This window comes from Sphingobacterium populi, from assembly GCF_001586775.1.
Taxonomy (GTDB): Bacteria; Bacteroidota; Bacteroidia; order Sphingobacteriales; family Sphingobacteriaceae; genus Sphingobacterium; species Sphingobacterium populi.
The window spans coordinates 35300-62253 of sequence record NZ_LQXS01000002.1 but is presented as its reverse complement, the minus strand read 5'-3'; the positions used below and the strand labels follow the sequence as shown (position 1 = coordinate 62253).

Sequence of the window (26954 nt, the reverse complement as noted above, 5' to 3'; positions counted from 1 at the left end):
ATAAAACTACCCTACTATGAAACTTAAAATGGGCGCAATGCTCGCTGCCGGAATGGCTGTCTTACTTTCTTGTAATACATCTGGCAATTCTAGCTCAAAAACAACCGACCAAGATTCTATTCCAACGGCGATCAGTCTTTTCAATGGGAAAGATATGAATGATTGGATCCCAAAAATTCGATATCACGAAACAGGTGACAATTATGCGAATACCTTCCGCGTAGAGGATGGACTATTGAAGGTGAGGTATGACGGCGGTTACGATGAATTTAATCAGCAATATGGACATCTTGCATACAACACTCCCTATAGTTATTATTATCTACGCATCGAATACCGTTTTGTAGATGAGCAGACCAAAGGTGGCGAAGGCTGGGCATGGCGCAATTCGGGAGCAATGTTGCATGGGCAAGATCCAGCAACTATGTTAAAAGATCAGGATTTTCCAATTTCTGTCGAAGGCCAAATGTTGGGCGGAGATGGCACAACCGAACGAACTACTTCTAATCTTTGTACACCGGGGACCAATGTGGTTATTGATGAAAAGCTATTCACGCCACATTGCATCAATTCAACTTCTAAGACCTATCATGGTGACCAATGGGTAACGGCAGATTTCTTAGTGTTAGGAGATTCGCTAATACAGCATATCTTGGAAGATAAAGTTGTCTTATCTTATTCAAAACCGCAAATAGGTGGCGATAATGTATTGGCTCACGATGCAAAGCAAAAACAGGATGGAAAAGCGCTGACTGAAGGATATATCTATCTTCAGAGTGAAAGCCATCCGGTCGATTTCCGAAAAGTAGAATTGTACGATTTAAGTGACTACAAAAATAGTCCGGCAGATATTGACAGAATCGTAAAACAGATTCAGCAAAAAAAGCCGTAGCAATGGACTACAAACAGGAAAAGGGTGTATGAAAATACACCCTTTCTTGTATGATAAAAAGCTAAAAGTTATGCTAACTTATTAACGAACTTAGTCAATTTAGACTTGTTGTTAGATGCTTTTTTCTTGTGAATAACGTTTTTCTTTGCCAAACGATCCAACATAGAAATTACACGAGGCAACAAAGCTTGTGCTTCTTCTTGAGAAGTTGTAGTACGTAGTTTCTTGATTGCGTTACGCGTAGTCTTTGCTTGGTAACGGTTTCTCAAGCGCTTCGCAGCGTTTGATCTAATTCTTTTGATCGCGGATTTATGATTTGCCATCTTTCTTAGCTATAGTATTTTTATTATTTCTGTACTCAATTTGGAATGCAAAAATAGTATAGATAATCCATTATTCAAAATCTTTTTATCTTTTCATAATACTCCTTACTTTTGATTCATGCAAAAATTATCGCTTGAACAATTAAATCGTGTAGACATCGATACGTTTAAACAACAAGAAAAATTGCCCGTAGTGTTTGTCTTAGACAATGTACGAAGCATGCATAACGTAGGTTCAGCGTTTCGTACTGCAGATGCATTAAATATACAACAGATCGTGCTATGTGGTATCACGGGCACACCTCCGCATCGCGAAATTGAAAAAACGGCACTTGGCGCTACAAAATCTGTGACATGGTCACATCAGGCAAGTACTTTAGAGGCCGTTGAGAAATTGCGAGATGCCGGCTATACTGTTATTGCGGTCGAGCAGACTTCGAATAGCATACAGTTGCAGAACTTTGCACCGGAAGACACACAACAATATGCTTTTGTATTTGGCAACGAGGTACACGGTGTAGAGGAAGATGTAATTGCAGCATCTGATGCTACATTAGAGATTCCACAATTTGGCACCAAGCATTCTTTTAACGTTTCGGTCACGATGGGCATCGTGTTGTGGGACTTTATCTCCAAGATAAAATTCGCAAAGAAATAACAAAAATGGCCAAAGCAATGTTTTCAGAAGTCCCGACAAAATAGTAGCTTTGCTAGGCAAAATAAAACTGAAAAATGAGCGTATTAGTCAATAAAGATTCTAAAGTTATTGTACAGGGGTTCACTGGTAACGAAGGAACGTACCACGCTACTCAAATGATCGAGTACGGAACCAATTTGGTAGGTGGTGTTACTCCAGGAAAAGGCGGACAAAAACACCTTGATCGTCCTGTATTCAACACTGTGCAAGATGCCGTAGATGAGACTGGAGCAAATGTATCAATCATCTTCGTACCTCCTGCATTCGCAGCAGACGCGATCATGGAAGCTGCAGCTGCTGGTGTTGGCGTTATTGTATGTATTACGGAAGGTATCCCAACAAAAGATATGATTGAAGTAAAATCATATTTGAGTGATAAAAATTCTCGTCTAATCGGACCAAACTGTCCCGGTATCATTACAGCAGAAGAAGCAAAAATCGGCATCATGCCAGGTTTCATCTTCAAAAAAGGTAAAGTAGGTGTTGTATCTAAATCTGGTACATTGACATACGAAGCCGTAGATCAAACTGTAAAAGCTGGCTTAGGTATTACCACTGCTATCGGTATCGGTGGTGACCCAATCATTGGTACAACTACTAAAGAAGCCGTGGAATTATTGATGAACGATCCGGAAACGGAAGGCATCATCATGATTGGTGAAATCGGTGGTGGTATGGAAGCAGAAGCTGCACGGTGGATTAAAGAACACGGAACTAAACCAGTCGTTGGCTTTATCGCTGGACAAACTGCGCCTCCGGGACGCCGTATGGGTCACGCCGGAGCCATCGTAGGTGGAGCAGATGATACAGCTGCTGCTAAGATGAAAATTATGGCAGAGTGTGGTATTCGTGTCGTTGAATCTCCAGCTGAAATTGGTAAAGCTATTGCAGAAGAATTAGCAAAATAATCCTTCTTAGGATTTAATCGTATATTTAAAAAGCCGAGCATAAAAATGCTCGGCTTTTTTTGGGTTTCAAAAATTGTCCGCGATATGGCCAGCCGACTTACTTTATTTTTAGCACTCTTTTTTGTAGTCGATATTTACTTTTACCAAGCCATCATCACGGTTACGGATTTAGTATCTGTTCACATCGCGTATTGGCTGATCGATATATTACTGATCTCAGGATTGATTTCCATACTTGTAGCAGGCCGTCAGTTGCAGCGCGCACAACGCTGGCTAACTGGTTTATTTACAGTTCTACTGTCTCTGGCTATACCAAAACTAGTAGTTACTCCTCTACTCCTGATTGAGGATATTACTCGTCTGTTCAGAGGTTTTCCCGGCCGAAGTTTTTACGTGAGCGAATTGGTCTTGTTTCTAGCCGTACTTGTGCTTCTAGTGGTAATTTTTGGATTGACGCGAGGTAAGCATTTTTACCGCGTGCACAACACAACACTTTATTTTGAAGATCTCCCCTCCTCCTTCGATGGCTTTACAATCACTCAAATATCAGATATTCATGTCGGAAGCTTCACAAACGAAAAGCAAGTGCAAAAGGGCATCGACCTAGCCAACGCACAGCAAAGTGATCTTTTGCTATTCACAGGAGATTTGGTAAATCATGCGGCTTCAGAAATGGATCCATGGATTTCAGCGTTTGCTCAGCTACATGCTCCTTATGGCAAATACTCGGTATTGGGCAATCACGATTATGGCGATTATATACAATGGGAAAGTCAAACGGCCAAAATAGCTAATCTCGAACGATTGAAAGTAGTGCATCAGGAGATGGGATTCCATTTGCTATTAAACCAAGCAACACTAATCGAAAAAGATCGCGAATCGATCGCTTTAGTCGGTGTCGAAAACTGGGGTAAGAAAGGCTTCCAACAATATGGTGATTTACGCAAAGCAACTGCATCACTCCCTACTGGCATATTTAAAATATTGATGTCGCATGATCCTTCACATTGGGATGAGGTCAGTGTAGATCAAGAGCAGCACGTACATCTCACACTAGCAGGACACACGCACGGTATGCAGTTTGGCATTGAGCTATTTGGATTCAAGTGGAGTCCGATTCAGTATTTTTACAAACGCTGGGCGGGGCTCTATCAAAGTGATGGCAAATATCTTTATGTCAATCGTGGATTTGGTTATCATGGTCTCAAAGGACGGATTGGTATGTGGCCAGAAATTACGGTGTTGAGGTTGAAACGATCTAAATGATCTTTTAATAGATGTAAACCACTAGTATTTGGCAAAATATCATTTATATTTAAATGAACCAAAGCACATTCACCCACTATGAACGAACTTTATCATATTGAACGAGTATCGGACGATGATAAAACCATAATTCAAGATCTCGCAGATCTTACAATAGACAGCGTAAGGAATGGTGCATCTATCGGTTTTATGCGCAATGTAACGCAGACAGATGCCCGACAATTCTGGAATCAAGTTCTTGATAAGTCGTCTCAGGGAAAGGTTGTACTATTACTCGCTCGAGAATCCAATACTCATCAAGTAGTAGGAACGGTGCAATTACAGACCTACCTACCTAAGAATCAAACGCACAGGGCTGACATAGCAAAAATGATGGTGCATTCGGAGCATAGACGCAAGGGTATTGCCGAGCAACTTTTAATAGAAATCGAGAAAATCGCTTTAGCTCAAAACAGGCTTGTCCTTGTATTGGATACCGTGACGGGCAGTGCTGCTCATTACTTATATCAAAAATGCGGCTGGATCGAGGTCGGAAATATTCCCGATTACGCCATGTTACCTAATGGCGAATTATGCAGTACCACTTATTTTTATAAGAATCTACTCAAGACGATTGAGAATTACAGTTAAGAGTAGCTTCATTGTTTTGTTATAATTAACCTGCAGATTTACATAGTTCCACTCGATAACGGCGTTCGTCACAAATCACATAAATTTAGTACTAAGATTTTAATTCGTTAGTACAAAATTAGTATTATGCGTTACTCTTTGGCCATTTGTGAGGACGGATAATTTCATTGCGCCAGGCGGAACATTCGAAGGAACAGCCACTTTGATCATCTTTTCAGAAACACTAATCGGTATTACAGTTACACTACCAAAGTCAACAGCTGTCCAACCATTTTCAACATTAAACCCGGTTCCCAAAATAGTTATCTCCGTACCTGGCACACCTGAATTTGGAGAAAATGACGCGAACGTGGGCGCCATAATTGATAATTCGCCAGGAACTAAAATACGTTTTACTGGTGTCTCGACTATAATATTAACTTTCCCAGAAAGACCAGATGGAACGGTAGTAGTAAGTACAGTGGACGATGTAGCGTATCCATCAACTACCGTATTACCAACCAAAACTCTGTAATGCTGACCTGCCTCAAATCTACCTTCTATCTTAATGGTGTTACCTGGGAATGCTGTTGAGGGGCTAAAGCGCGTGGCTGAATATCCAATAATCTTCAGCTTATCTCTGGATGACAACAAATGCGGCCCTACTTTGATATAAACCGTATGATCGCCTTCTGGAGTTGCCAACGGCACTTCAAAAAAGACATTATCTGGTTCCCACATCAAATCCTGAAAGGAGCCAGTGCCTACCCTAACTTGAGGTCGTGCCCCATTTGGAGATGTTTTGGAAAAACTCGCCATACCTTTGACTTTTAACGAAACCGTTCTGCCTGAAAAAGCTGTAGATTGATCGAAAGAAACTATTTCTGGTGGTGTGACAACAAATTGATCAGGAAATTCGTATGGTCTACCGTTTATTATCGCGGTAATTTTTGATCTTTCTTGCACGGTAAAAGGCACATAAAACACGCCATCCCAATTTATAGGCACTCCGTCGCCGCCCATCGCAAACGATAATAAATTCATCGAAGGATAGTTATGAAGATTGTGCCCCGTGAATTGTATAGGCGTACCTACTGGACCGGTTTTCGGGAAAAAGTCAGAAAATTTGGCCAATACTGTAAAACCATGTTGTATAGTAGTTGACATACCGCCAATGTTCGCTTTCACATCAACTGTCCAGCCATGATATGCAGGAATATCTTCCGGAACGATTACCGATATACTAGTATCTGAAATATGAACAATACTTGCCAATGTGTTAGAAAAAGTAACAGATGACTGCTTTGCGTCTGCGGAGTGGAATTTACCAGACAACCGAACGGTATCACCTACTTGACCCATAGATGGATAAATACCGACCATTGTAGGAATCGGAATTTTAGCACTCATTGTACTTCCATATCTCGTACCCTGCCTATCAGTAATAAAGGCTCTTGCGTAAATCATCGGCTCCCTCCATAATTCAGAAGCAGGAACAAAATTTTCAATGTTGGCCTGGAACTCACCTAACTTAATATTTCCACCTAACGAGACCGAAGTATGTGCGCCAGAAGGAAGATCTGGAGAATAACCATAAATAAATCCATGATCTATACCTGCATCCGTACCCAGATCGGTAATGGTACCACGAAGAACTGCAGCACCCAGCGCAGGTATCTCAATCGCTAAAGTTTGTATGCGAGATCTTTCAGGAACCTCTTCTTTAGCACAACTTCCCACAATTAGGAAACAGAAAAAGTATAAGAAAAAAAGTGGCACAGTTAGTGTTGAAAACGCAAAGTTAACGATATTCCTACGTGTGGAAACGGAGGGCTTGAATAGGCAATAAAAGGCACTAAGAACAAGTACATTCCCTTTTATGGTACGCCAGCCATTCGCTAAAATAGCTGCGAAATAATTTTTCATAAAGTATTAGTTTGGCAGCCAAATATACCTTTTAGTTCTTAACATTCTCATGAGGTTGTCAATAATTAATTCATGAAAACAAAAGATACAGAGATAGCAGCTTGCCTAAGCTAGGTACCTCATAAAATGGAAAGCAAAAAAAAAGGAACCCGAAGGTTCCTTTTTCATATCTCTAACAAATTGATATCGGGTTTTAAACTCTATTTTACTGCGTCTACAACTGCTTTGAAAGCTTCTGGGTGGTTCATTGCTAAGTCAGCCAATACCTTACGGTTTAAGCCGATGTTTTTAGCATTCAATTTACCAATTAGTTGAGAATACGAAACACCGTGTTGACGGGCGCCCGCATTGATACGCTGGATCCATAAAGCTCTGAACTCGCGTTTTTTGGTTTTACGGTCGCGGTAAGCGTACTGTAAACCTTTTTCTACTGTATTTTTAGCAATAGTATAAACTTTGCTACGTGAACCGAAATAGCCTTTGGCTAATTTCAAGATTCTTTTTCTTCTTCTTCTCGAAGCTACTGCGTTAACCGAACGTGGCATAATGTTGAAATTTTATTTGGTTAAAGGCGTTACGTTTCTCAGCAATCTTACAACCTACAACCTGGTTAAAAAATTATTATTAATGAAGTGGACTTATTTACCGATAGCAAGCATGCGTTTCACATTGCCCATATCAGCATCATGAACATAACTAGTTTGTGTCAAGTTACGTTTTTGTTTAGTCGTTTTCTTAGTCAAGATGTGGCTTTTGAAGGCACTTTTTCTTGCGATTTTACCTGTTCCAGTTAGCTTAAAGCGTTTTTTAGCGCTGGAATTGGTTTTTACTTTTGGCATAATATTAAAAATTATATATCAATCTGTTAGATGTTTATTTTTTAGCCGCTACTTTCGGAGCTAGGGTCAAGAACATACGCTTACCTTCTAATTTAGGCAGCAATTCTACTTTACCATAGTCTTCTAGAGCTTGCGCGAAGCGGAGCAATAAGATCTCCCCTTGTTCCTTAAACACAATTGCCCGACCCTTGAAGTGCACGTAAGCGCGAACTTTCTCGCCACTTTCTAAGAACTTCATCGCATGCTTCAATTTAAACTCGAAGTCATGGTCGCTGGTGTTTGGTCCAAAACGGATCTCTTTGATGACAGTTTGTTTGGCATTTGCCTTGATCTCCTTTTGTTTTTTCTTTTGCTCGTAAACGAATTTACTATAGTCAATGATTTTACAAACCGGAGGCGTGGCATTTGGAGAGATCTCCACCAAATCCAACTCCAACTCATCAGCAAGTTCTACCGCTTTACGAGTGGGATAAATCCCAGGCTCAATATTATCACCTACTAAACGTACTTCAGGTACGCGGATGTTTTCATTGATGCGGTGTTCAGGTTCCTTCTTACGGATTGGCCCTCTACCTCTATTACCAAAATTGCTACTTTTTGCCAAATGCTTTTGAAATTTAAACCGTTATTTCTTTAATTAATAATTCTTTGAATGCTTCTGAGGTCATTGAACCCAGATCGACAGACCCATGCTTACGAACAGATACCGTGCCACTTTCGATCTCTTTATCCCCTATAATCAACATATAAGGCAATTTTTTCATCTCAGCATCACGGATTTTGCGACCTACCTTCTCGTCACGCAAGTCAATCAGTCCGCGAATATCGGAATTATTTAGGGAATTTAAAACATTTTGCGCGTATTCCTCGTATTTTTCGGACACTGGCAAGATGATAAATTGCTCAGGAGCAAGCCATAACGGGAACTGACCGGCGCAGTGTTCGATAAGGACTGCGACAAAACGTTCCAATGAACCAAATGGCGCACGGTGAATCATCACTGGACGGTGTTTTTGGTTATCACTTCCTGTATATTCTAATTCGAAACGCTCCGGTAAGTTATAATCTACTTGGATCGTACCCAACTGCCATTTACGCCCTAAAGCATCTTTGACCATGAAATCCAATTTTGGACCATAAAAGGCTGCTTCTCCATATTCAATCACCGAATTTAAGCCTTTTTCGGCAGTCGCTTCAATGATCGCTTGCTCCGCCAAAGTCCAGTTTTCTTCAGTACCAATGTATTTCGTTTTGTTATTCGGATCACGAAGCGATACCTGCGCAGTATAATCATCGAAACCCAAAGCACCAAAGACGTATAAAACTAAGTCGATTACTTTTTTGAATTCCTCTTTCACCTGATCTGGACGACAGAACAAATGTGCATCATCTTGCGTAAACCCACGCACGCGAGTCAATCCGTGCAATTCTCCCGACTGCTCGTAGCGATATACTGTTCCAAATTCTGCAAAACGTACCGGCAAATCTTTGTACGATCTTGGTTTTGTTTTATAGATCTCGCAATGGTGCGGGCAGTTCATCGGTTTTAAGAAAAACTCCTCGCCTTCTACCGGAGTTTTGATCGGCTGAAACGAATCTTCACCATATTTATCATAGTGACCCGAAGTCACATACAATTGTTTGTGTCCAATATGAGGCGTTACTACCGGTTCGTAACCTGCTTTCAACTGTGCTTTTTGCAAGAAATCCATCAGTTTCTGACGCAAAGCAGCACCTTTTGGTAACCATAGTGGCAAGCCCATTCCTACCTTCTCCGAGAAAGCGAATAACTCCAATTCCTTACCCAATTTACGGTGATCGCGTTTCTTCGCTTCTTCGATCATTTTCAAATAATCGGTTAGCTCCGATGCTTTAGGAAATGTAACACCGTAAATACGAGTCAATTGTTTGCGCGACTCATCGCCGCGCCAATACGCACCTGCAACATTGGTCAACTTGATCGCTTTGATCACGCCAGTTTGCGGAATGTGTGGCCCACGGCAAAGATCCGTGAACGAACCTTGTGAGTAAAAAGTGATTTTACCATCTTCCAGATCCTTGATTAGATCTAGTTTATACTCATCTCCTTTTTCTTCGAAATACGTGATAGCTTCTGCTTTGGAAACCGCACGGCGTTCAAAAACTTCTTTTTGCTTCGCCAGTTCCAACATCTTGTCTTCGACTTTCTTAAAGTCGTCAGAAGAAAATTCCTGATCGCCAAAATCTACGTCGTAATAGAATCCCGTCTGGATGGCAGGGCCAATACCAAATTTAATACCCGGATAAAGTGCTTCTAATGCTTCTGCCAACAAGTGGGCAGATGAGTGCCAGAAGGTAGATTTTCCTTGTTCATCATTCCAGGTCAGCAATTTGACATGTGCGTCTTGCTCGATCGCACGAGATGCATCCCATACTTCGCCATCTACTTCGGCAGCCAATACATTTCTGGCCAGACCTTCGGAAATAGACAAGGCAATCTGCATCGCAGTAACGCCGGATTCATACGCACGGACGGAGCCGTCAGGAAGTGTAATGTTAATCATATTACAACTTATGATTTTAGATTATAAAAAATGTTTGATAATACTCTTGAAGGCACAACATACCACGTTGGCATACTTCAAAAGCGTGTTTCACACTTTGGAAAACCCCATTCCAAAGTGCCACAAATGTCCGAAAAAAAATCAGAAAACCGCATATATTTGAATGATATGGATTTAATCCATCGCATTTAGCGATCTGCATCGTGCAAAGCTTGTGCATCTTGTGCTAATCGTATAAACTCGGCGCGATAACCTTCTTCATCCTTACCGCGAGAAGCTTTTGCTCGCGCAATCAATTGATCGAAATTAGCTTGTTGTTTATAGTCTGAATTACGAAGCAGCATGCCCAATTCCGCTACGGCGGTCGCAAAACGCAAATCATGCGAGGTTTGCGCTAACGGCGTTACTTTGGGATTCACCACGTGGGTAACTAGCTTACTCACTTCACCATCCGGCTCTTTGTAACGGAATTTTACCGTCGCCAGCTCCTTTTTATTAACGCTAGATTTCGGCTTAGTGTTCTCCTGATATTTCAGGTCATCCACGGATCCATCAAAATTGCTTTTTACACCTTGTGGAATGATTTCATACAAAGCGGTAACGACGTGGCCAACTCCCATATCGCCACCCAACTTTTCGTCGTTATTAAAATCTTCTGCTTCGAGCAGATTGTGCTCATAACCCACCAAGCGATACGACTGTACAAAATGCGGATTGAACTCGACTTGGATCTTCACATCCTTGGCCACGGTAAACAAACTAGCTCCAAATTCGGTGACGATTGCTTTTCGCGCTTCGGAAATGTTATCAATATACGCGTAGTTTCCATGTCCTTTATTGGCCAACATCTCTAGCTTGCTATCTTTATAATTACCCATTCCGTAGCCCAATATCGAGATGTAAATCCCGTCATTACGCTCTTTGGCAATCAGTTTTTCCATCTCTTCATCGCTAGATTCGCCGACATTGAAATCACCATCTGTGGCCATAATGATTCGATTATTTCCAGCTTTTGCAAAGTGAGCTCGCGCTATCTGATAGGCTTTGGTCATGCCAGCACCTCCGGCCGTAGAACCCGACGCCTGCAAAGCATCCAACGCATCCTTGATCTTTCTCTTCTCCTTACCAGAAGTACTCTCCAAAGCCACAACAGCAGAACCTGCGTAAGTAACAATTGCTACGCGATCTTCATCGCGCAATTGATCTACAAGCATCTTAAAAGAACTTTTTACTAACGGTAACTTATTGCTGCTGCTCATAGATCCTGACACGTCAATCAGAAAAACAAAATTAGCCGCAGGAAGATTTTCGCTAGGTATATCTTTCGCTTTGAGCGATAAACGCAACAGCTGATGCTGTGCATTCCACGGCGCATGCGTTACTTCGGTAACCACGCGAACAGGATCTCCATTTGTCGGGCCAGACAAATCGTACGTAAAATAGTTAATCATCTCTTCTACCCGAACAGCATCTGGATGCGGCATATGACCTTGACGCAGAAAACGACGCACATTGCTATACGATGCGGCGTCTACATCTGCTGCGAATGTGGACAACGGCTCTACATTGGTTCGCACAAATTTGTTTTCCTGTATTTTTTCGTAGCTTTCTGAGGAGTGGATACCGGCAGAGCGATACATTGGTCGCACATGCATACTACCGCCGAGGTATGCCGTTAGAGATTCTCCTCGTTTGATAGAATATTGACCAGCGTAAACATCCTGTCTAATTGGGATCGAATTGCGATCTCTTTCCATATTGTCGATTTGTAAAGCGACGTCAATCCGTGTTTCTTGACCAACCACGTGCTCTACCGCAGTAAATCTTTCCAGTGAAAACACCAGCACTTGCCCGAGTGCTGCATTTATCTGATAATATCCTTGTTGATCAGTATGGGTTTGTATAGATTTCCCTTTAACTCTGACAGATACGCCTCCGAGTGCTGCACCCGAACTTGCTTCTTTGACATATCCTGTTATACTTTTAGCCATCACCGTTTGGACGCCCAAAAGGATGATAAACATCCATACGCTTCTGAGTGTGTTTACTTTCATATTTGTCTCTCTTTATATTTTTTTTAATATTCACTTTAAACTACGCGCTCAGCAATGTGCTGCTAGTTGGTATAGCCCGCTTGTGTGCAAGGGATGCGCACGATCTTCCATTTCCATAAATGGATAAAAAAAATTATTTTGGGAAACAGAATGGGGCTATTCAAATCATCAAAGCGTGACGATACACCGGACGAATCATTGCTTTTACACTATCAAGTAAGCAAAGATTTGGCTTTGTTGGGCGAGGTATACCAGCGACATACGGAAATGGTTTATTACGTGTGTTTGCGGTATTTCAAGGATAGTGAGCGTAGCAAAGATGCCGTAATGCAAATTTTTGAAGAGCTCATTCTCAAAATAGAGCGGCAAGAGATCAAGAATTTTCAGAAATGGATCTATGTGGTAGCAAAGAACCACTGCCTCATGGCCTTGCGCTCTGATAAAGTTCGAAAGATAGATTTTTCGGAAGATTTTGTGGAATTATCTGTGGCTCCGCATCCCGAAGAAGATCATGTGATACAAGAACAACGATTGCAAACTTTGGAACATTGCATAGAAAAGTTACCAGAAAAGCAAAAGATAGCGGTACAGCTCTTTTTCCTAGAGGAAAAATGTTACAATGATATCGCAAACCTGACCGGATATAGTATGAATGGTGTGAAGAGCTACATACAAAACGGCAAAAGAAATCTGAAGCAGTGCATAGAAAGGGGAAAGGATGAGTAAGAGGCCAGATATAGCGTTGTTGCGTAGGTATGTACGTGGCGAATTGTCGCCTCAGCAGATGTATGAGATAGAAAAAGCTGCCGAGGCGGATGAATCGCTGATGGCCGTACTGCATGGCGTTGAAACAGAAAATACACAAGGTTTAACTGATGACATAATACCTGAACTGCAACAACGGATTCGGCAACGTAGCCACATACCTTTGCGTCGTACATCTTCAAACTCGTACCGTTGGATTGGGCTAGCTGCTTCTTTACTAATAGTACTCGGCATCGGTATGTACATTTTCTTCCCACTCGGCAACGATCAGCAAGAATTAGTACTACAAGTTCCTAGCGACGGACCGTCGTCGGACAGGATGAGGGAAAAATCGTCTTCGCTACCAGACGATTCTACCACGGTGGATCGTAAAGAAACAGCACCGACAAAAGATTTTGAAAAAAAACTTGCTTATAGCAATGTAGAAGAATCTGCTTCTCATCGTCTAAAGAATTCAAGCGCGTCTCGAAAAGCAGTACTCGATACCATTCCGATACAAATCTTCCCTTCTAACGCAGAGGAACTGGTTTCTATGAGTTTACATGATGATAACCCGAGTTTAATAGCGCACAACAACCATCAACCCCTAAATTTGCCCAAACGGCTATCCGCACGATCTGGCCGTCAAGCACGATCATCTACAGATGTGCAATCGGTATCGCTCGGCGAAATAAAATCTATCACGACAGGAATCATCATAGACCGCCAAACTCAGAAACCTATTGCGGGAGCTGTGATACAAGATCAAGAAATGAATACTTTGGCAAAGACTGATTCTACCGGGCGGTTTGTTGTGGGTTCTACAAGTGAAAAACCTATATTACGGATTCAATCAGATGGTTTTGAAACCACAGATCAGGTGGCCGACGGCGCTATGCGTATAGCGCTAAGACGAGCAAATAATGCTAAATCCATCAGAGCATCTAACCTAAGTGAACGTACAGCAAAACTTACGCAAAGCCGTCCGGCTGTAGGGCTCAAAGCATACCAATTATACGTAAATAACGTTGCTAAAGCCAGCGCATTGGGTAGCGGTGAAGTGACGTTGCAATTTGAAATTAATACGAAAGGTAGGCCAACCAATGTTGCGATAAAGAACAGCGGAGGTAAAAGACGGGATAAAGAAGCCATCAAGATCATAGAAAACGGCCCTAACTGGATCCAAGGAAGTGATCTTGAGCCTGTAGAATGGACGATTCAATTCTAAAACTTAACCTACAGCCATACGAGCGACCGGTGTTATATCTTGTCCGACGAATTCTCCCTTTTGAAACTTGTGATAACCAGCAATAGCAATCATAGCCGCATTGTCGGTACAATACTCAAATTTTGGAATAAATACCTCGGCGCGTAGCTGTTTACCTAGTCCCAGCAATTGGGTACGCAATCCGGAATTAGCGGATACACCACCAGCAATAGCAATCTGGCGAACGCCAGTTTGCTGCACGGCTTTTTTAAGCTTATTAAGCAAGATGGAAACGATACGCTCCTGTACACTCGCACACAAATCGGCCATGCGAGTATTTAAAAATTCAGGATCCTGACGCATTTCTCGTTGTACCAAATACAAAATAGCCGTTTTCAAGCCCGAGAAACTAAAGTTTAAGCCTGCAATCTGTGGTTCTGGAAGTGCAAATGCGCGAGCATTACCCGTAGCCGCATATTTATCAATCAAAGGGCCGCCAGGGTACGGCAAACCCAATATCTTTGCCGTTTTGTCAAAGGCTTCGCCTGCCGCGTCATCCAGCGTTTCGCCAATCAGCTCCATCTCAAAATAATCTTTGACCAATACGATCTGTGTATGGCCACCAGAGACAGTAAGACATAAGAAAGGAAACTGTGGCTGCGGATCTTCGATAAAATGCGCCAGTATATGTGCCTGCATATGGTTAATATCCAACAATGGAATTTGCCGAGCTAAAGCGAAAGATTTAGCAAAAGAAGTACCTACCAACAAGGAACCAAGCAAGCCCGGGCCACGCGTAAAAGCAACGGCGCTAATATCCTCTTTTGCAATGTTAGCTTGCTTAATTGCTTCGTGCACCGTCGGGATAATGTTCTGCTGATGTGCCCTAGAAGCCGCTTCGGGCACGACGCCGCCATACTTCGCATGTACGAGTTGGTTCGCAATAATATTTGACTTAATTTTGCCATCTATGCAGATAGATGCAGAGGTCTCGTCGCAGGAAGATTCTATACCAAGGATGACAGTCATAGCAGGAGTCGCACTTATTATTTTACAAAATTATCAAAAAAATAATTAAAATAATCGCCTATGTCCTGCTCACTATTGTGGTGAGTGTCGCGATATTGACCCTATCGCTACAATTTCCATCGGTACAAACCTATGCAGCAAAGAGGGCTGCAAAGTACTTATCTAAGGAGCTCAATGCTCAGGTATCGCTTTCGGCGATCTACTTTAAACCATTCTCAGCGCTTATTTTACATGATTTTACTTTGGACGATCCCGATGGCAATCGCATTGGTGCTAGCAAGCGCTTATTCGTTGGCCTTTCGTTAACAGGAATTGCTCAAAATAAAATAGATATTCAGGATATTCGGCTTACCGAAGCTTATATAAATTATACGGTTTATCAGGATAGTTCTAATTTCGACTTTCTAATTGATTATTTCGCACCGAAGAAGAAGCAAGGCACAAAACCTAAAAAAAGCTTAGAGCTTACTTTAGGGCGGGTGGAGTTGACAGATTGCCACTTTGCATACACCGATGCGACCAAAAAACACCACGACAAAGGCATCGACTTTTCCGATTTGGAGCTCACAGAATTTTCGGGTGTTTTCGATCGTATTTCTTTAGATTCAGCACAACGGCATGTTGATATCAAGCAACTTAGCTTCCGCGAAAAATCTGGATTCTATCTGCAGGAATTATCAACCTTCGCCACATTAGAGCCGCGAGCCATGATTTTCGAGGATTTGCGACTGAAGACCAATCGCTCCTTATTGACCGACTTTCTGCGGTTTGATTATGAGAAATTAGCAGATTTTGAAGACTTTATAAAACAGGTTAAGATCACGGCGCAGATCAATAATAGTACAATCGATTCAAGAGATATTGAATATTTTGCGCCTGATATGCGCTTTGTAAAGTTTTATACGCAAATACAAAGTGCTTCGCTTGCAGGTACTATTGCCGCTATGCAAGCACGCGATGTAGCACTATCCACAAAAAGCAACACTTCTTTAAAAGGGCAGTTTAATGTAACTGGCTTGCCTGCTATTGAACGTACCGTATTTGACTTTTCGCATATCGCGCTAACATCTCACGCAGACGATATCAGCGAATTGGTACGCGAACTATCAAACGATCCTACTTTTGCACTTCCAAATCAACTTACTCCGCTTGGGGCGCTCACATTCCGTGGAAGTTTTACAGGTTTATACAATGATTTCGAAGTTGACGGAAAATTTTCTACCGAGATTGGCGAAATCGAGACGCTTACTTCAATTGCCGTCGGGTCGGAATTGATCTACAGCGGTCATATAAGTTCGACTGCTTTCAATATCGCTGCGCTAACGGACAGCGATATGCTTGGCAACACTGGCGTGCAACTTGATTTTGAAGGTCGCAATACCGACTTGGCTACTTTGGATATCAAAGTTGGTGGAAGACTGCAACAATTTGACCTCAAAGATTATGCGCTGAGAGAAGTGGATTTTCAAGCTAACTTGCAAAACGAGCTTTTGCATTTAAATGGACATGTGGAGGATGTCGAAGCTACATTGGACTATGATGTCGCCATTGATTTCTCGCAAGAAGTACCCAATTACCAACTCACCTCGCACATCGACCGTCTTAATCTCAGTGCACTTTATCTTTTGCAAAAGGACAGCGTAATCGTAGCTAACACGGATCTTGAAGCTAGCTTCGCGGGAAGCGATATCAATAATCTGTCTGGCCACCTCGCCTCCCAAGATATTACTTTACACACCCTAGCAGGTGCTTTTGAAATCCAAGACTTTCGTTTCGAATCAGCAGGCGATCAGCTCAACCGGCAGCTTCGACTACAATCCAATGTGTTGGATGCGGATATGACTGGAACGATCGACCTTAATACGATTGAGGCTTATTTTCAGTCATTGGCCGTACAATACGCTCCTGCTATAGGTTTGGAGAAAAGGCCGTTTAACGATCAGAATTTTGACCTGAAAGTAGCCGTAAAATCCTTCGAACCTGTATCCGCTTTTTTGGATTTACCTTTGAAATTTGAAGAAGGTGCAACTTTAGAAGCTAATTTCTCATCCGATAATTACATCGGCAATTTTGTATTTATTAGTCCAAAAGCGTCATATAATCGCATTAAGTTGACCAATCTTCGTGTAGAAGAGCATACCGATGCCAAAAATTTTTCTCTGCGCTTACTAGCGGATCGCCTATCTCTTGCCGACAGTATTTTTGTAAACAAAGTTGCTATTGAGAATATTCTGACTAACGATAGCCTCACATTTGCTATTCATGCGGCAGAGGACCAGGCATCCGACCGATTGCGGTTACATGGACACATACATTTTGAACATAACAAACCGGCATTCATTCATTTTAATGAGTCGACTATCGTACTTAACAATGAACCTTGGGAGATACAAGCAGATACAGAGATTAGAGTATCGAAAGGAAAATTGTATTTCGAACAATTTCGATTTGCACAAAACCATGAAAACGTGGAATTCAATGGTATTTTATCCAACGAGGAAGATGATTTACGCGTTAGTTTCAACCGATTTGGTTTGAAATCCTTAGAAGCTATCACCAATCCGCTGGGTATTCATCTTCGGGGAGAGGTTAATGGCGAAGTAACGATCACTTCAGTGTTGCAGTCACCGCGCTTTAGAGCTAGCATTACGACCACACCAATCGTTTACAATACCATTCCAATCGGACAACTTAACTTCAACGCCAATTACAATCCGAGCACCAAACTGGTCGACGTCAAGGTGGATCTCTTGGATGCGCTACATCGCGGGTTTCAGTTGGATGGAACGTATAACTTGGCCGATACGGAGGAAGCTTTGCAGCTACGCGGCGAAATCCGCGAAATTGAATTGGTGTTATTTCAACCATTCTTGCAAGAGCTTGTTAGCGGCCTTGATGGCAAAAGTAATGCAGAAATCCGTATTGGAGGAACTTTTGCCAATCCAAAAATTTCGGGTACTGCAGAGATACAGCAAGCCAGTTTTACAGTGATGTATCTCAACACGCCGTACCACCTTGCACAACAATCTTTAATGGTGGAGAATAACGTAGTGCGTTTTGACAATCTACGGTTGTTCGACGCGCAACGACATGAAGCTGCGGCCTCCGGATATTTGGATCTCAATCAGCTTAGCAATCCAGATATTCAGGTAGAAGCGCGTGCCAACAATTTCCACGTATTGAATACGACGTACAAAGAAAATAATATGTATTATGGTACTGCGTATGCAACAGGCATTTTCAAATTTGCGGGTCGGACCTCGAACCTTAATATCGACATTAACGCATCTTCAAATCCGCATACGGTGATCACCATTCCACTGGATGCAGCGATGACTATTTCAGACAGCGACTTTATCTATATGGTAGAGGCCGACGACAAAAAGACGACGGTGGCGAAGAACCAATACTTCTTTCAAGGGTTGACGATGAACATGGATCTGAAAATCACACCCGACGCGGAAGTGAACTTGCAGACCGATATCGGCTCATTGAAAGGAACGGGAGAAGGCGAAGTAAGTCTTAAAATTTCTAGCAGAGGTGATTTTGAAATGTTTGGTGATTACAGTGTGAACTCCGGAAAATTTCACTTTGTAGCACAGGATTTTATCAATAAATATTTTGATATCAAACAAGGTGGTACGATCCGCTGGACAGGCGATCCTGCACAAGCACAACTTGATATTACAGCGCTGTATCAACAGCGTACATCTTTAGGAGCTTTATATGATGCTGCTGGACGAGAACGAAATGAAGAACGGGTGTTGGCACAGGCAGATATGATAATCCGCGGTACGCTGACTAGCCCAGATATTACGTTTGACTTGAGTTTTCCGCTTACGCCTTATGTGAAAGATGAGCTCCAAGCCTACTTTAGCGATGCCAACAACATCAACCAGCAAGCGCTCAGCTTAATCGTTCGCCGAAGCTTCACGGCCACAAGTGCGAGTAATGAATTTGGTCGGGAGGTCAATAATACCTTGCTTTCGGCAGGTACCGAATTCGCCTTCAATCAGCTGAATGCGATTATCTCCCAATCTTTGAATGTGAATTTTTTGGATCTAAATATTCGCTCTCTGAATGATGCGTCGGCTTCACTACGCTTGTTTGATGATCGGCTGATATTGACTGGAGGCGTCAGTGATCGTCGCAATCTGCAAACCACCGATCTTGCACTTTTCTCTGCGCGTGTGGCGACTGATGCAGAATTGACGTATCGTATACGTCGCGATGGAAGTTTGATGTTTAGAGCGTATAATCGACTAAATACGCGAAACATCCTATTTACGCCTACCGATGATTACATTAATGCGGTAGGATTGGTGTATCGTAAAGAATTCAATACTTTTCATCAATTCTTCAAACAGCTTTGGACGTTCAAAAAGAAGGAAGATGAACAGATAGACCTGACTGTACCAAGTGATACTACCGCTGCCCCAGTAACAGCTAATTAAGGTATTTTTTATAACAACGAAATCACCAATTCCTCCCATTCGTGATCGAGCGATCCCACATACGGTGGCTGCTTGGCGCGATCGTACCAGTAGTTGGCATTCCACAAATCGCCTTCTACTCGATGCAGATACGCGTGTACATGTGCAGATGTACGATCACTTAGCTGATCTACCAAATCATGGGCGGTACGCCAGTCGCCTTTGCCATCATACCATAGTGCCTTCAATGGTGCTGACCATGTGTTTTGCGGTGCCGCTTGTGCTAAACTGTTTTTGAATTCGGTTAATGTCTTCATCGGTATCGGAATATAGGTCACATTATGATTTGAATTTGCTTGCGAGTTGTGCGAGTTTTGTCGCCATGTCGCCGCCAGCATGTTGCTGTTTCTTGTTTTGCTTATTCGTATGTTTAGCACTTTTGTCCGTAGGGCGATCTACGCGATCTTGCCGTTTTCGCGGTTGTGCATCATCGTTTTTCATCGATAGGCTGATGCGATTGCGTTGTTCATCGACTTCGATGACTGTCACTTCGACTTTTTGCTGCACCTTGACTACTTCGCGAGGATCTTGCACATAGCGATTGGCGAGCTGGCTGAGATGCACCATACCATCCTGATGTACGCCAATATCGACAAATGCACCAAAATTGGTAATATTCGTCACAATACCAGGCAGTCGCATACCTACACGCAAATCCTTAACACTATTGACACCTTCCGTGAACGAAAACTGTTCAAACTGATCGCGCGGATCCAAGCCAGGCTTGGCTAATTCTGCCAAGATATCATGTAAGGTCGGCAAGCCTACTTCGCTAGATACATAGCGTTTTGGATCAATTTGCTTCCGCAATTGATCATCGCGCAACAATTCCTGAACGCTAGCGCTCAGATCCTTGGCCATCATTTCGACAAGGGCATATCGCTCTGGATGAACAGCCGAAGCATCCAAAGGATACTTCGCATCGCGGATTCGTAGAAATGCGGCTGATTGTTCAAATGCCTTAGCGCCTAATCTCGGAACTTTCTTCAGCTCTTTGCGCGAAGTAAATGGCCCATTTTCCCGTCGATAGTTTACAATTTGCTGAGCCAAGGCCGGTCCTAAGCCAGAAACATACGCTAAAATTTGTTTTGAAGCCGTGTTGAGCTCCACTCCTACTGCATTAACGCAGGAGATAACGGTATCGTCCAAGGCACTTTGCAATTTATTTTGATCTACGTCGTGCTGATATTGCCCGACTCCGATGGATTTTGGATCAATTTTCACTAGTTCTGCCAGTGGATCCATCAACCGTCGGCCAATGGATACCGCACCACGCACCGTAATATCCTGTTCAGGAAACTCCTCACGCGCAACTTCCGATGCGGAATAAATAGAGGCACCACTTTCGTTTACCATCACTATGGGAATGGTAAGCGATAGGTTACGAATGAATGTTTCGGTTTCGCGGCCTGCTGTGCCATTTCCGATCGCTATCGCGCCAACATGATATTTGTCGACCAAATGAATGATCGTCTTCTTTGCTTCGGCTTCGCCGCCCGCACCATTATGTGGGAAGATCGCAGTATTTTCTAAAAGACTGCCCTGTTCGTTGAGTACGACTGTCTTACATCCTGTGCGAAAGCCTGGATCGATAGCGATAAGTGAAACTGCACCTAAGGGCGCTGCCAATAACAATTGGCGCACATTTTCAGCAAAAACCTTAATTGCTTCCTCATCGGCTTGTTGTCTTGTCGATACGCGCATCTCGTTTTCCATCGACGGCTTGAGCAAGCGTTTGTAACTGTCTTGTATCGCCAATCGTAGTTGATCGGCTGCTTCGCCAACGCTTGTAATGTATTTTTTTTCGATCTGTGGTAGCACCTCGCTCTCATCCACGGTGATACCGAGGCTAAGTAACTCTTCTTTTTCACCACGGCGCATAGCTAATATGCGATGCGAAGGTGCATCTTTGATTAATTCTGTCCAATCAAAATAATCTCGATATTTCTGAGCACTGGCTTCTTTACCAGCAATCACCTGGCATACGAATTTTCCTTTTTTCTCTAGCATGCGGCGTGCTATTGTGCGCACTTCAGGGTCTTCGTTAATGATCTCCGCGACTATATCTCGCGCACCCGCTAACGCTTGATCGATCGAGTCCACACCCTTTTCGCTGTCTATAAAAGCTTCTGCTCGTGTTTGTAGATTGCGCACATCTTGTGCAAATAATATTTCTGCCAAGGGAAGTAATCCCTTTTCTCGTGCAATTGATGCGCGGGTTTTGCGCTTAGGTTTGTAGGGCAAGTAGAGATCTTCCAATGCGGACATCGTTGCTGTAGCGCGAATCTGCGCTTCTAAGTCCGGCGTTAGTTTTTCTTGCTCCAAGATTGACTTTAGCACTGCTTCTTTTCGTTTATCCAGATCACGTAATTGTTGCATACGATCTCGAATCGTCACTATTTGCACTTCGTCAAGACTGCCCGTCATTTCTTTTCGGTATCTGGCGATAAAAGGAATGGTGGCCCCCTCATCTAACAACTGAATGGTGGTCTGTACTTGTTTGAGCTGGATATTCAGCTCTTGTGCTATGCTAATTTCGGGAGACATCAGAAAATGCTGGGTTAGGTTAGATATATTATGAGCAAAATATCCGATCAAGACAGAGCGATGCTGAGCCTATAATCGGATATTGTTGTAGCTTTAGGAAAGCAGTGCTGCTTTTTTAGGCTTCTTTGGATTCAGAAGATGCGCTATCATCAGTGGTCGGACTAGCCATTGGCACATCTGCGACTACATTGCTTGGATTATGTTGTTGTGTTTCAGCTGGAGTAGTGAACTGTGGTACCGTAGATGCCGGTTTCGATTCCTCGGCATGCGCACGCATCTGTTCGGCCATTGATGCAGATGTAGGAGCAGAAGTCGCTACGGGGCTTTTCTTCGGCTCTTCTACCTCGACGTCTAAATCTCGTTCGAAGCTATTAATCTGATCAGATAATTCGCGTTTGATGCCATCTGATGCATCTTTGAATTCGCGGATACCTCTTCCTAAACCACGAGCCAATTCTGGTAATTTCTTTCCTCCAAATAGAAAAAGGATAACAATGATGATTAACATCATTTCTTGTGTCCCGATATTTAAAAACGCTAAATTCATGACTTTTATATCAATTATTAATGCTGCTAATGTACGCAAAAGTTCAGAATTTAGCAGACTAATCCATGTAAAGATCTTGTAGCTAAAGGGTGTGCAAAAGTTAACATCAAGATTTCCGCACTTCTATTTACCTTTGTCCATATTCAATTATCATGTTTGCTTCCATACGGAAAGATAAAGCTTTCTACATCAGTACTATGGCGCTAGCTGCGCCGATCGTCGTATCTCAATTAGGGCATACAATGGTGCATACGGCCGATACGATTATTGTCGGCCAATTTGCAGGTCGCATACCGCTAGCGGCTGTTTCTCTGGTGCATGCTGTTTTCATGGTGGTGCTAGTCATAGGATTGGGCATTGCTTATGGTATTACACCACTTATTGCACAATATAATGGTAAATCCGATTATAAAGAATGTGCAAAATTGCTCTCGAACAGTATCTGGCTAAATGTGTTGACCGGAATTATCCTTTTTTGCGCAGTGTACTGGGGCTCGATGTATGCGATGCAACATACTGATCAAGATCCATTGGTCGTAGAAACTGCCAAACCTTACCTATTTATCTTGGGGCTTTCCATTTTGCCGCTGATGATTTTCAATGCTTTTAAGCAATTTACCGAAGGTTTAGGATTTACTAGGCAAGCTATGAATATCACGATTTGGGGCAATGTATTGAATATTGTGATTGCATTGGTACTCGTACGTGGCATGTTTGGTTTTCCAGAGATGGGCATCCGTGGTGTTGGTATTGCTACTTTGGTGGATCGCGTTTTGATGATGATCGTGATGGCAACGTATGTGCTACGATCTAAAAATTTCAAACGATACATGTCCGACTTTTCTATTTATTTTTTAGAACGTACACGGATCAAAAGTATTTTTAAAATCGGTGCACCTGTAGCGATGCAGTACGTATTTGAAATCGGAGCATTTGCTACCGCAGCATTAATTGCTGGTAAAATCGGCGCATTGGAGCAAGCGGCACATCAGGTCGCTATAACTTTAGCCGCGATGACGTACATGATGGCCAGTGGTATAGCTTCGGCAGCTACTATCAAAACAGGCAATAGCTTTGGTACGGCAAACTTCCAACGTTTACAGAAGTTTGCGACGGTTTCGTACCGTCTGGTACTGGTATTTATGATTTTTTGGGCACTGATCTTTGCTTTGTTTAATCAGTATCTACCTTTGGTGATTACTCAAGACACAGAAGTAATTGGCCTTGCTGCGGCGTTATTGGTAATTGCAGGAATGTTTCAACTATTTGATGGAACGCAGGTTGTCGGGTTAGGTGTATTACGAGGAATGGGCGATGTCAATGTACCTACGGCTATTACATTTGTCGCGTATTGGATTATCGGCGTGCCTAGTGCATATGTGATGGGATTAGAATTTGGCTGGGGAATTCAAGGCGTTTGGTATGGCTTAACGCTGGGCCTATTAACTTCCACCGCTTTACTGTATTGGCGATATAAGACGATGATTGTTCGAAAAATGAACAGCACTGTACATTCGCAAACGCAAAGTGCTTAAATATTAGTCGTGATTTAGGGATCGTACTACACCGTACGATCCAAATCCCAATTCTCTAAATAATCTGCCACACGCTTGATAAATGTACCTCCCAGAGCACCATCGATTACGCGGTGGTCGTACGACATCGTGATGTACATAAAATGACGAATACCAATCAAATCTCCAGCTGGGGTCTCGATTACAGCTGGTTTCTTTTTGATCGTTCCTACAGCTAAAATTGCGGCTTGCGGCTGGTTGATGATCGGCATCCCGAAGATGTTGCCAAAAGCTCCAATATTCGTAAACGTAAATGTACCCCCTTGCGTGTCGTCGGGTTTTAATTTATTGTCACGAGCTCGTTGTGCCAAGTCATTCACCGCATGACTAATGCCTAGTAAACTTAATTGATCAGCATCTTTAATGACAGGGACAATCAAATTTCCATTTGGTAAGGCCGTAGCCATACCAATATTAATGTGTTTGCGACGAATGATTTGATAACCATCTGCCGACACGTTTATCATCGGAAAATCCTTCAGTGCCTTAGAAATAGCTTCAATGATGAGTGGAGTAAAAGTGATATTCTCGCCCTCTCTCTTGTTGAAGCCATCTTTGACACGGTTACGCCAATTAACAAGGTTGGTTACGTCGGCCTCTACGGCCGAAAATACATGTGGCGATGTGTGCACACTGCTCACCATATGATCGGCAATGAGTCGGCGCATCCTATCCATCTCGATTATTTCATCACCATCGCCTTTGGCAACTACCACTGGTTTGGCGACCGGCGACTGGCGTGATACATCAGAGGCTGTGCTTTCAGAAATAGCATGATTAAAACTATTTGATGCATCAGAATCGTCATCTGCTATAGCTTTCACATCAGATTTACTGTTCTTCTGCGCAATATATTTCAGTACATCATCTTTAGTAATACGTCCTTCTGCTCCACTACCAGAAACTTGATCGAGTTCGGCCAGTGAGATTCCTTCTTCCTGCGCAATACTCCGTACTAGTGGAGAATAGAATCTTTCTAAACTTTCAGCTACATGCAGTTTTCCTGACGACGTACTATCACTATCGGACTGCTCAACAGTAGATTCTACCTCCGTTAAACCTGGCACATCGTTAATATCTACAGGAATATCATCTTCTTCAGTAGAGGATGAAGTATCAGTATTACTTTGTTCGGTATCGCGATCAGACTCGTCTGTTTCGATGATTGCAATGGCTTCCCCTACTTGAACTACCGCTCCATCTTCGAACAAACGCTCTTTCAAGATACCTGATCTAGTAGATGGCACATCGGAATCCACTTTATCTGTTGCTACTTCCAATACAGACTCATCTTCCGCAATCGGATCTCCAATTTCCTTTAACCACTTAGTTACGGTTGCTTCCGTAACACTTTCACCCATTTTTGGAAGAGTAAGTTTATGCAGTGCCATTGTGTATCTTTTTTGAAGTGAATTACGAATATAGTCAATCTCCTTATAACGTAGGGTAATTCAAAATATAATTATTAAGAATGCAGTGGATACAAAATTTTATTCCTAACAACCTAAATTGCGCAACTCTTGCCATAGCAGGAGAAAACATTGTGTACTAGTGCGTTCGATATTAATATTGCGATCGTTCTGAAAATGGAACAACCTGGTGATTACGGTAGTTTTAGTAGCTAACGCAATCCAAATGGTGCCCACGGGTGTATCTTTTGTACCGCCATCAGGACCAGCAAACCCACTGGTCGCTAAAGCAAAGTCAACATCGAAGCTTTTTAATGCTCCCGTCGCCATCGCGCTCACAACTTGCTCACTTACCGCACCGTACATTTCTAAATCATGCTTACTAACGCTTAACATTTTCTGTTTTATCTCATTAGTATAGGACACTACAGAGCCTTTAAAGACATGACCTGCACCTGGGATCGCCGTAATACGGCTAGCAATAGTACCGCCAGTGCAGCTTTCTGCCGTAGCTAGTGTATAATTTTTCGAATGCATGAGTGGCAAGATAGCTCCTTCTAAATCTACATCTCCGAAAGTGACAAAATACTCATTTGTACGCGCCTTGATGTTATTAGCGAACACTTGCATTTCTGCCCTCAGTGCTTCAGCATCGTTACTCACGCCGGTTAGCCGTAGTCGTACCATACCCAATTTAGGCAAGTACGCAATTCGGATATAATCTGGCATATCGGCTTCGATATCTTGAATAGATTCTGCTAAGTGCGATTCACCAATCCCAGCAGTTAGGATATATATATTTACAATATGCCCTTGGTCTGCGACAGATGCTAATTTTGGCAACACATGCTGCGACATGATGTGTTTCATTTCGTACGGCACACCAGGCATAAAGACAAATGATTTGTCTTCGTGCGTATACCATAAGCCAGGTGCAGTGCCGAGCTCATTGAACAGGACTTCTCCATTCTGGAATACATCAGCCTGCATTTGATTAATAGCAGGCATAGCACGTTTGCGTTGTGCGAATATTCCTCGTACATGCTCCAATACGAGCTCATCGCGAACGAGGTTAGTGCCAAAATAGTTAGCAGCAGTTCGTTTGGTGATATCGTCTTTGGTAGGACCAAGACCACCCGTTACCAAAATAATATCTGCTCGCTGCTTGGCCTGTTCAAAAGCATCAATAATAGCATCCTCGCGATCGGCAACCGTAGCAATATGCACTACGGCGATATTTAACAGTAGTAATTGCTGTGCAATCCAAGCAGAATTAGAATCAACAATCTGACCTTGTAAAATTTCGTCGCCTATGGTTATGATTTCTGTTTTAATCGGCATAGTACG

The 26954-nt window shown here is 42.7% G+C and carries 22 protein-coding genes; 9 read left to right on the top strand and 13 right to left on the bottom strand.

The features are described 5' to 3' along the window. The first annotated feature begins 16 nt into the window (after positions 1–16). A complete protein-coding gene (locus tag A0125_RS04555) occupies positions 17–892 on the top strand; it encodes a 3-keto-disaccharide hydrolase (protein ID WP_066752891.1) in 876 nt (291 codons plus the stop codon). 68 nt (positions 893–960) lie between these two features. On the opposite strand, the gene rpsT is transcribed toward A0125_RS04555, so the two are convergent. Next, positions 961–1215, bottom strand: a complete 255-nt coding sequence (gene rpsT, locus A0125_RS04550) for a 30S ribosomal protein S20 (protein WP_066752888.1) — start codon at positions 1213–1215, stop codon at positions 961–963. A gap of 118 nt (positions 1216–1333) precedes the next feature. Between rpsT and A0125_RS04545 the strand changes: the two genes are divergently transcribed. The 4 genes from A0125_RS04545 (at position 1334) to A0125_RS04530 (ending at position 4716) form a co-directional block, all read left to right on the top strand. Further along, positions 1334–1873: an RNA methyltransferase gene (locus A0125_RS04545; RefSeq protein WP_066752885.1), complete on the top strand. Its 540-nt coding sequence runs from the start codon at positions 1334–1336 to the stop codon at positions 1871–1873. Between the two features lie 74 nt (positions 1874–1947). Continuing rightward, on the top strand, positions 1948–2820 hold the full coding sequence (sucD, locus tag A0125_RS04540) for a succinate--CoA ligase subunit alpha (protein ID WP_066752882.1): 873 nt from the start codon (positions 1948–1950) through the stop codon (positions 2818–2820). A 45-nt stretch (positions 2821–2865) separates the two neighbouring features. Further along, complete coding sequence (locus A0125_RS04535; protein WP_231863127.1) at positions 2866–4086, top strand: metallophosphoesterase; 1221 nt, start codon at positions 2866–2868, stop codon at positions 4084–4086. A gap of 78 nt (positions 4087–4164) precedes the next feature. Beyond that, the gene (locus tag A0125_RS04530) at positions 4165–4716 is read left to right on the top strand and encodes a GNAT family N-acetyltransferase (protein ID WP_066752879.1); all 552 of its coding nucleotides are present in this window, start codon (positions 4165–4167) and stop codon (positions 4714–4716) included. A gap of 99 nt (positions 4717–4815) precedes the next feature. Here the strand turns inward: A0125_RS04530 and A0125_RS04525 are convergent, their stop codons facing one another. From A0125_RS04525 to A0125_RS04500, 6 genes are all read right to left on the bottom strand, one after another. Next, on the bottom strand, positions 4816–6621 hold the full coding sequence (locus A0125_RS04525; RefSeq protein WP_066752876.1) for an IPT/TIG domain-containing protein: 1806 nt from the start codon (positions 6619–6621) through the stop codon (positions 4816–4818). 200 nt (positions 6622–6821) lie between these two features. Continuing rightward, complete coding sequence (rplT, locus tag A0125_RS04520) at positions 6822–7166, bottom strand: 50S ribosomal protein L20 (protein WP_066752873.1); 345 nt, start codon at positions 7164–7166, stop codon at positions 6822–6824. A 93-nt stretch (positions 7167–7259) separates the two neighbouring features. Then, positions 7260–7460, bottom strand: a complete 201-nt coding sequence (gene rpmI / locus A0125_RS04515) for a 50S ribosomal protein L35 (RefSeq protein WP_066752870.1) — start codon at positions 7458–7460, stop codon at positions 7260–7262. Between the two features lie 34 nt (positions 7461–7494). Next, complete coding sequence (gene infC, locus A0125_RS04510; protein WP_206367886.1) at positions 7495–8064, bottom strand: translation initiation factor IF-3; 570 nt, start codon at positions 8062–8064, stop codon at positions 7495–7497. A 13-nt stretch (positions 8065–8077) separates the two neighbouring features. Continuing rightward, on the bottom strand, positions 8078–10003 hold the full coding sequence (gene thrS, locus A0125_RS04505; RefSeq protein ID WP_066752867.1) for a threonine--tRNA ligase: 1926 nt from the start codon (positions 10001–10003) through the stop codon (positions 8078–8080). Positions 10004–10191: 188 nt separating this feature from the next. Continuing rightward, positions 10192–12057, bottom strand: a complete 1866-nt coding sequence (locus A0125_RS04500; RefSeq protein WP_066752864.1) for a YfbK domain-containing protein — start codon at positions 12055–12057, stop codon at positions 10192–10194. Between the two features lie 150 nt (positions 12058–12207). Between A0125_RS04500 and A0125_RS04495 the strand changes: the two genes are divergently transcribed. Beyond that, positions 12208–12783 carry an RNA polymerase sigma factor gene (locus A0125_RS04495; protein ID WP_066752861.1) on the top strand — a complete coding sequence of 192 codons (576 nt, stop codon included), beginning with the start codon at positions 12208–12210 and terminating at the stop codon, positions 12781–12783. Then, entirely contained in the window at positions 12776–14029 is a 1254-nt protein-coding gene (locus tag A0125_RS04490) for a hypothetical protein (protein ID WP_066752858.1), read from the top strand. The genes A0125_RS04495 and A0125_RS04490 overlap by 8 nt, the downstream gene beginning before the upstream one ends. Positions 14030–14032: 3 nt before the next feature. Here A0125_RS04490 and tsaD read toward each other — a convergent pair whose 3' ends face one another. Beyond that, positions 14033–15037 (bottom strand): tRNA (adenosine(37)-N6)-threonylcarbamoyltransferase complex transferase subunit TsaD, encoded by a 1005-nt coding sequence (gene tsaD, locus A0125_RS04485; RefSeq protein WP_066752855.1) that lies wholly within the window; start codon positions 15035–15037, stop codon positions 14033–14035. A 29-nt stretch (positions 15038–15066) separates the two neighbouring features. Between tsaD and A0125_RS04480 the strand changes: the two genes are divergently transcribed. Continuing rightward, positions 15067–19491, top strand: a complete 4425-nt coding sequence (locus tag A0125_RS04480) for a translocation/assembly module TamB domain-containing protein (protein WP_449325439.1) — start codon at positions 15067–15069, stop codon at positions 19489–19491. A gap of 8 nt (positions 19492–19499) precedes the next feature. Here A0125_RS04480 and A0125_RS04475 read toward each other — a convergent pair whose 3' ends face one another. The 3 genes from A0125_RS04475 to A0125_RS16495 all read right to left on the bottom strand — a co-directional run bounded on the left by A0125_RS04475 (position 19500) and on the right by A0125_RS16495 (position 22624). Beyond that, positions 19500–19787 carry a hypothetical protein gene (locus tag A0125_RS04475; RefSeq protein WP_066752849.1) on the bottom strand — a complete coding sequence of 96 codons (288 nt, stop codon included), beginning with the start codon at positions 19785–19787 and terminating at the stop codon, positions 19500–19502. 22 nt (positions 19788–19809) lie between these two features. After that, positions 19810–22077 carry a Tex family protein gene (locus A0125_RS04470; RefSeq protein WP_066752846.1) on the bottom strand — a complete coding sequence of 756 codons (2268 nt, stop codon included), beginning with the start codon at positions 22075–22077 and terminating at the stop codon, positions 19810–19812. 115 nt (positions 22078–22192) lie between these two features. Next, positions 22193–22624, bottom strand: coding sequence for a Sec-independent protein translocase subunit TatA/TatB (locus A0125_RS16495; protein WP_082784905.1), 432 nt, complete (start codon positions 22622–22624; stop codon positions 22193–22195). 152 nt (positions 22625–22776) lie between these two features. On the opposite strand from A0125_RS16495, the gene A0125_RS04460 reads away from it, so the two are divergent. Next, positions 22777–24159: an MATE family efflux transporter gene (locus tag A0125_RS04460; RefSeq protein ID WP_066752843.1), complete on the top strand. Its 1383-nt coding sequence runs from the start codon at positions 22777–22779 to the stop codon at positions 24157–24159. Between the two features lie 26 nt (positions 24160–24185). Here A0125_RS04460 and A0125_RS04455 read toward each other — a convergent pair whose 3' ends face one another. After that, positions 24186–25589, bottom strand: coding sequence for a dihydrolipoamide acetyltransferase family protein (locus A0125_RS04455; RefSeq protein WP_066752840.1), 1404 nt, complete (start codon positions 25587–25589; stop codon positions 24186–24188). A 105-nt stretch (positions 25590–25694) separates the two neighbouring features. Continuing rightward, positions 25695–26948: a competence/damage-inducible protein A gene (locus A0125_RS04450; protein WP_066752837.1), complete on the bottom strand. Its 1254-nt coding sequence runs from the start codon at positions 26946–26948 to the stop codon at positions 25695–25697. Between the last annotated feature and the right edge of the window lie 6 nt (positions 26949–26954).

Coding starts and splice junctions, on each gene's coding strand:
- thrS (WP_066752867.1), bottom strand. CDS start 10,003: ATGATTAACATTACACTTCCTGACGGCTCCGTCCGTGCGTATGAATCC.
- A0125_RS04450 (WP_066752837.1), bottom strand. CDS start 26,948: ATGCCGATTAAAACAGAAATCATAACCATAGGCGACGAAATTTTACAA.
- A0125_RS16495 (WP_082784905.1), bottom strand. CDS start 22,624: ATGAATTTAGCGTTTTTAAATATCGGGACACAAGAAATGATGTTAATC.
- A0125_RS04530 (WP_066752879.1), top strand. CDS start 4,165: ATGAACGAACTTTATCATATTGAACGAGTATCGGACGATGATAAAACC.
- rpmI (WP_066752870.1), bottom strand. CDS start 7,460: ATGCCAAAAGTAAAAACCAATTCCAGCGCTAAAAAACGCTTTAAGCTA.
- A0125_RS04470 (WP_066752846.1), bottom strand. CDS start 22,077: ATGTCTCCCGAAATTAGCATAGCACAAGAGCTGAATATCCAGCTCAAA.
- A0125_RS04460 (WP_066752843.1), top strand. CDS start 22,777: ATGTTTGCTTCCATACGGAAAGATAAAGCTTTCTACATCAGTACTATG.
- A0125_RS04490 (WP_066752858.1), top strand. CDS start 12,776: ATGAGTAAGAGGCCAGATATAGCGTTGTTGCGTAGGTATGTACGTGGC.
- A0125_RS04545 (WP_066752885.1), top strand. CDS start 1,334: ATGCAAAAATTATCGCTTGAACAATTAAATCGTGTAGACATCGATACG.
- A0125_RS04495 (WP_066752861.1), top strand. CDS start 12,208: ATGGGGCTATTCAAATCATCAAAGCGTGACGATACACCGGACGAATCA.
- A0125_RS04535 (WP_231863127.1), top strand. CDS start 2,866: ATGCTCGGCTTTTTTTGGGTTTCAAAAATTGTCCGCGATATGGCCAGC.
- sucD (WP_066752882.1), top strand. CDS start 1,948: ATGAGCGTATTAGTCAATAAAGATTCTAAAGTTATTGTACAGGGGTTC.
- A0125_RS04500 (WP_066752864.1), bottom strand. CDS start 12,057: ATGAAAGTAAACACACTCAGAAGCGTATGGATGTTTATCATCCTTTTG.
- tsaD (WP_066752855.1), bottom strand. CDS start 15,037: ATGACTGTCATCCTTGGTATAGAATCTTCCTGCGACGAGACCTCTGCA.
- A0125_RS04455 (WP_066752840.1), bottom strand. CDS start 25,589: ATGGCACTGCATAAACTTACTCTTCCAAAAATGGGTGAAAGTGTTACG.
- A0125_RS04475 (WP_066752849.1), bottom strand. CDS start 19,787: ATGAAGACATTAACCGAATTCAAAAACAGTTTAGCACAAGCGGCACCG.
- A0125_RS04525 (WP_066752876.1), bottom strand. CDS start 6,621: ATGAAAAATTATTTCGCAGCTATTTTAGCGAATGGCTGGCGTACCATA.
- A0125_RS04555 (WP_066752891.1), top strand. CDS start 17: ATGAAACTTAAAATGGGCGCAATGCTCGCTGCCGGAATGGCTGTCTTA.
- rplT (WP_066752873.1), bottom strand. CDS start 7,166: ATGCCACGTTCGGTTAACGCAGTAGCTTCGAGAAGAAGAAGAAAAAGA.
- rpsT (WP_066752888.1), bottom strand. CDS start 1,215: ATGGCAAATCATAAATCCGCGATCAAAAGAATTAGATCAAACGCTGCG.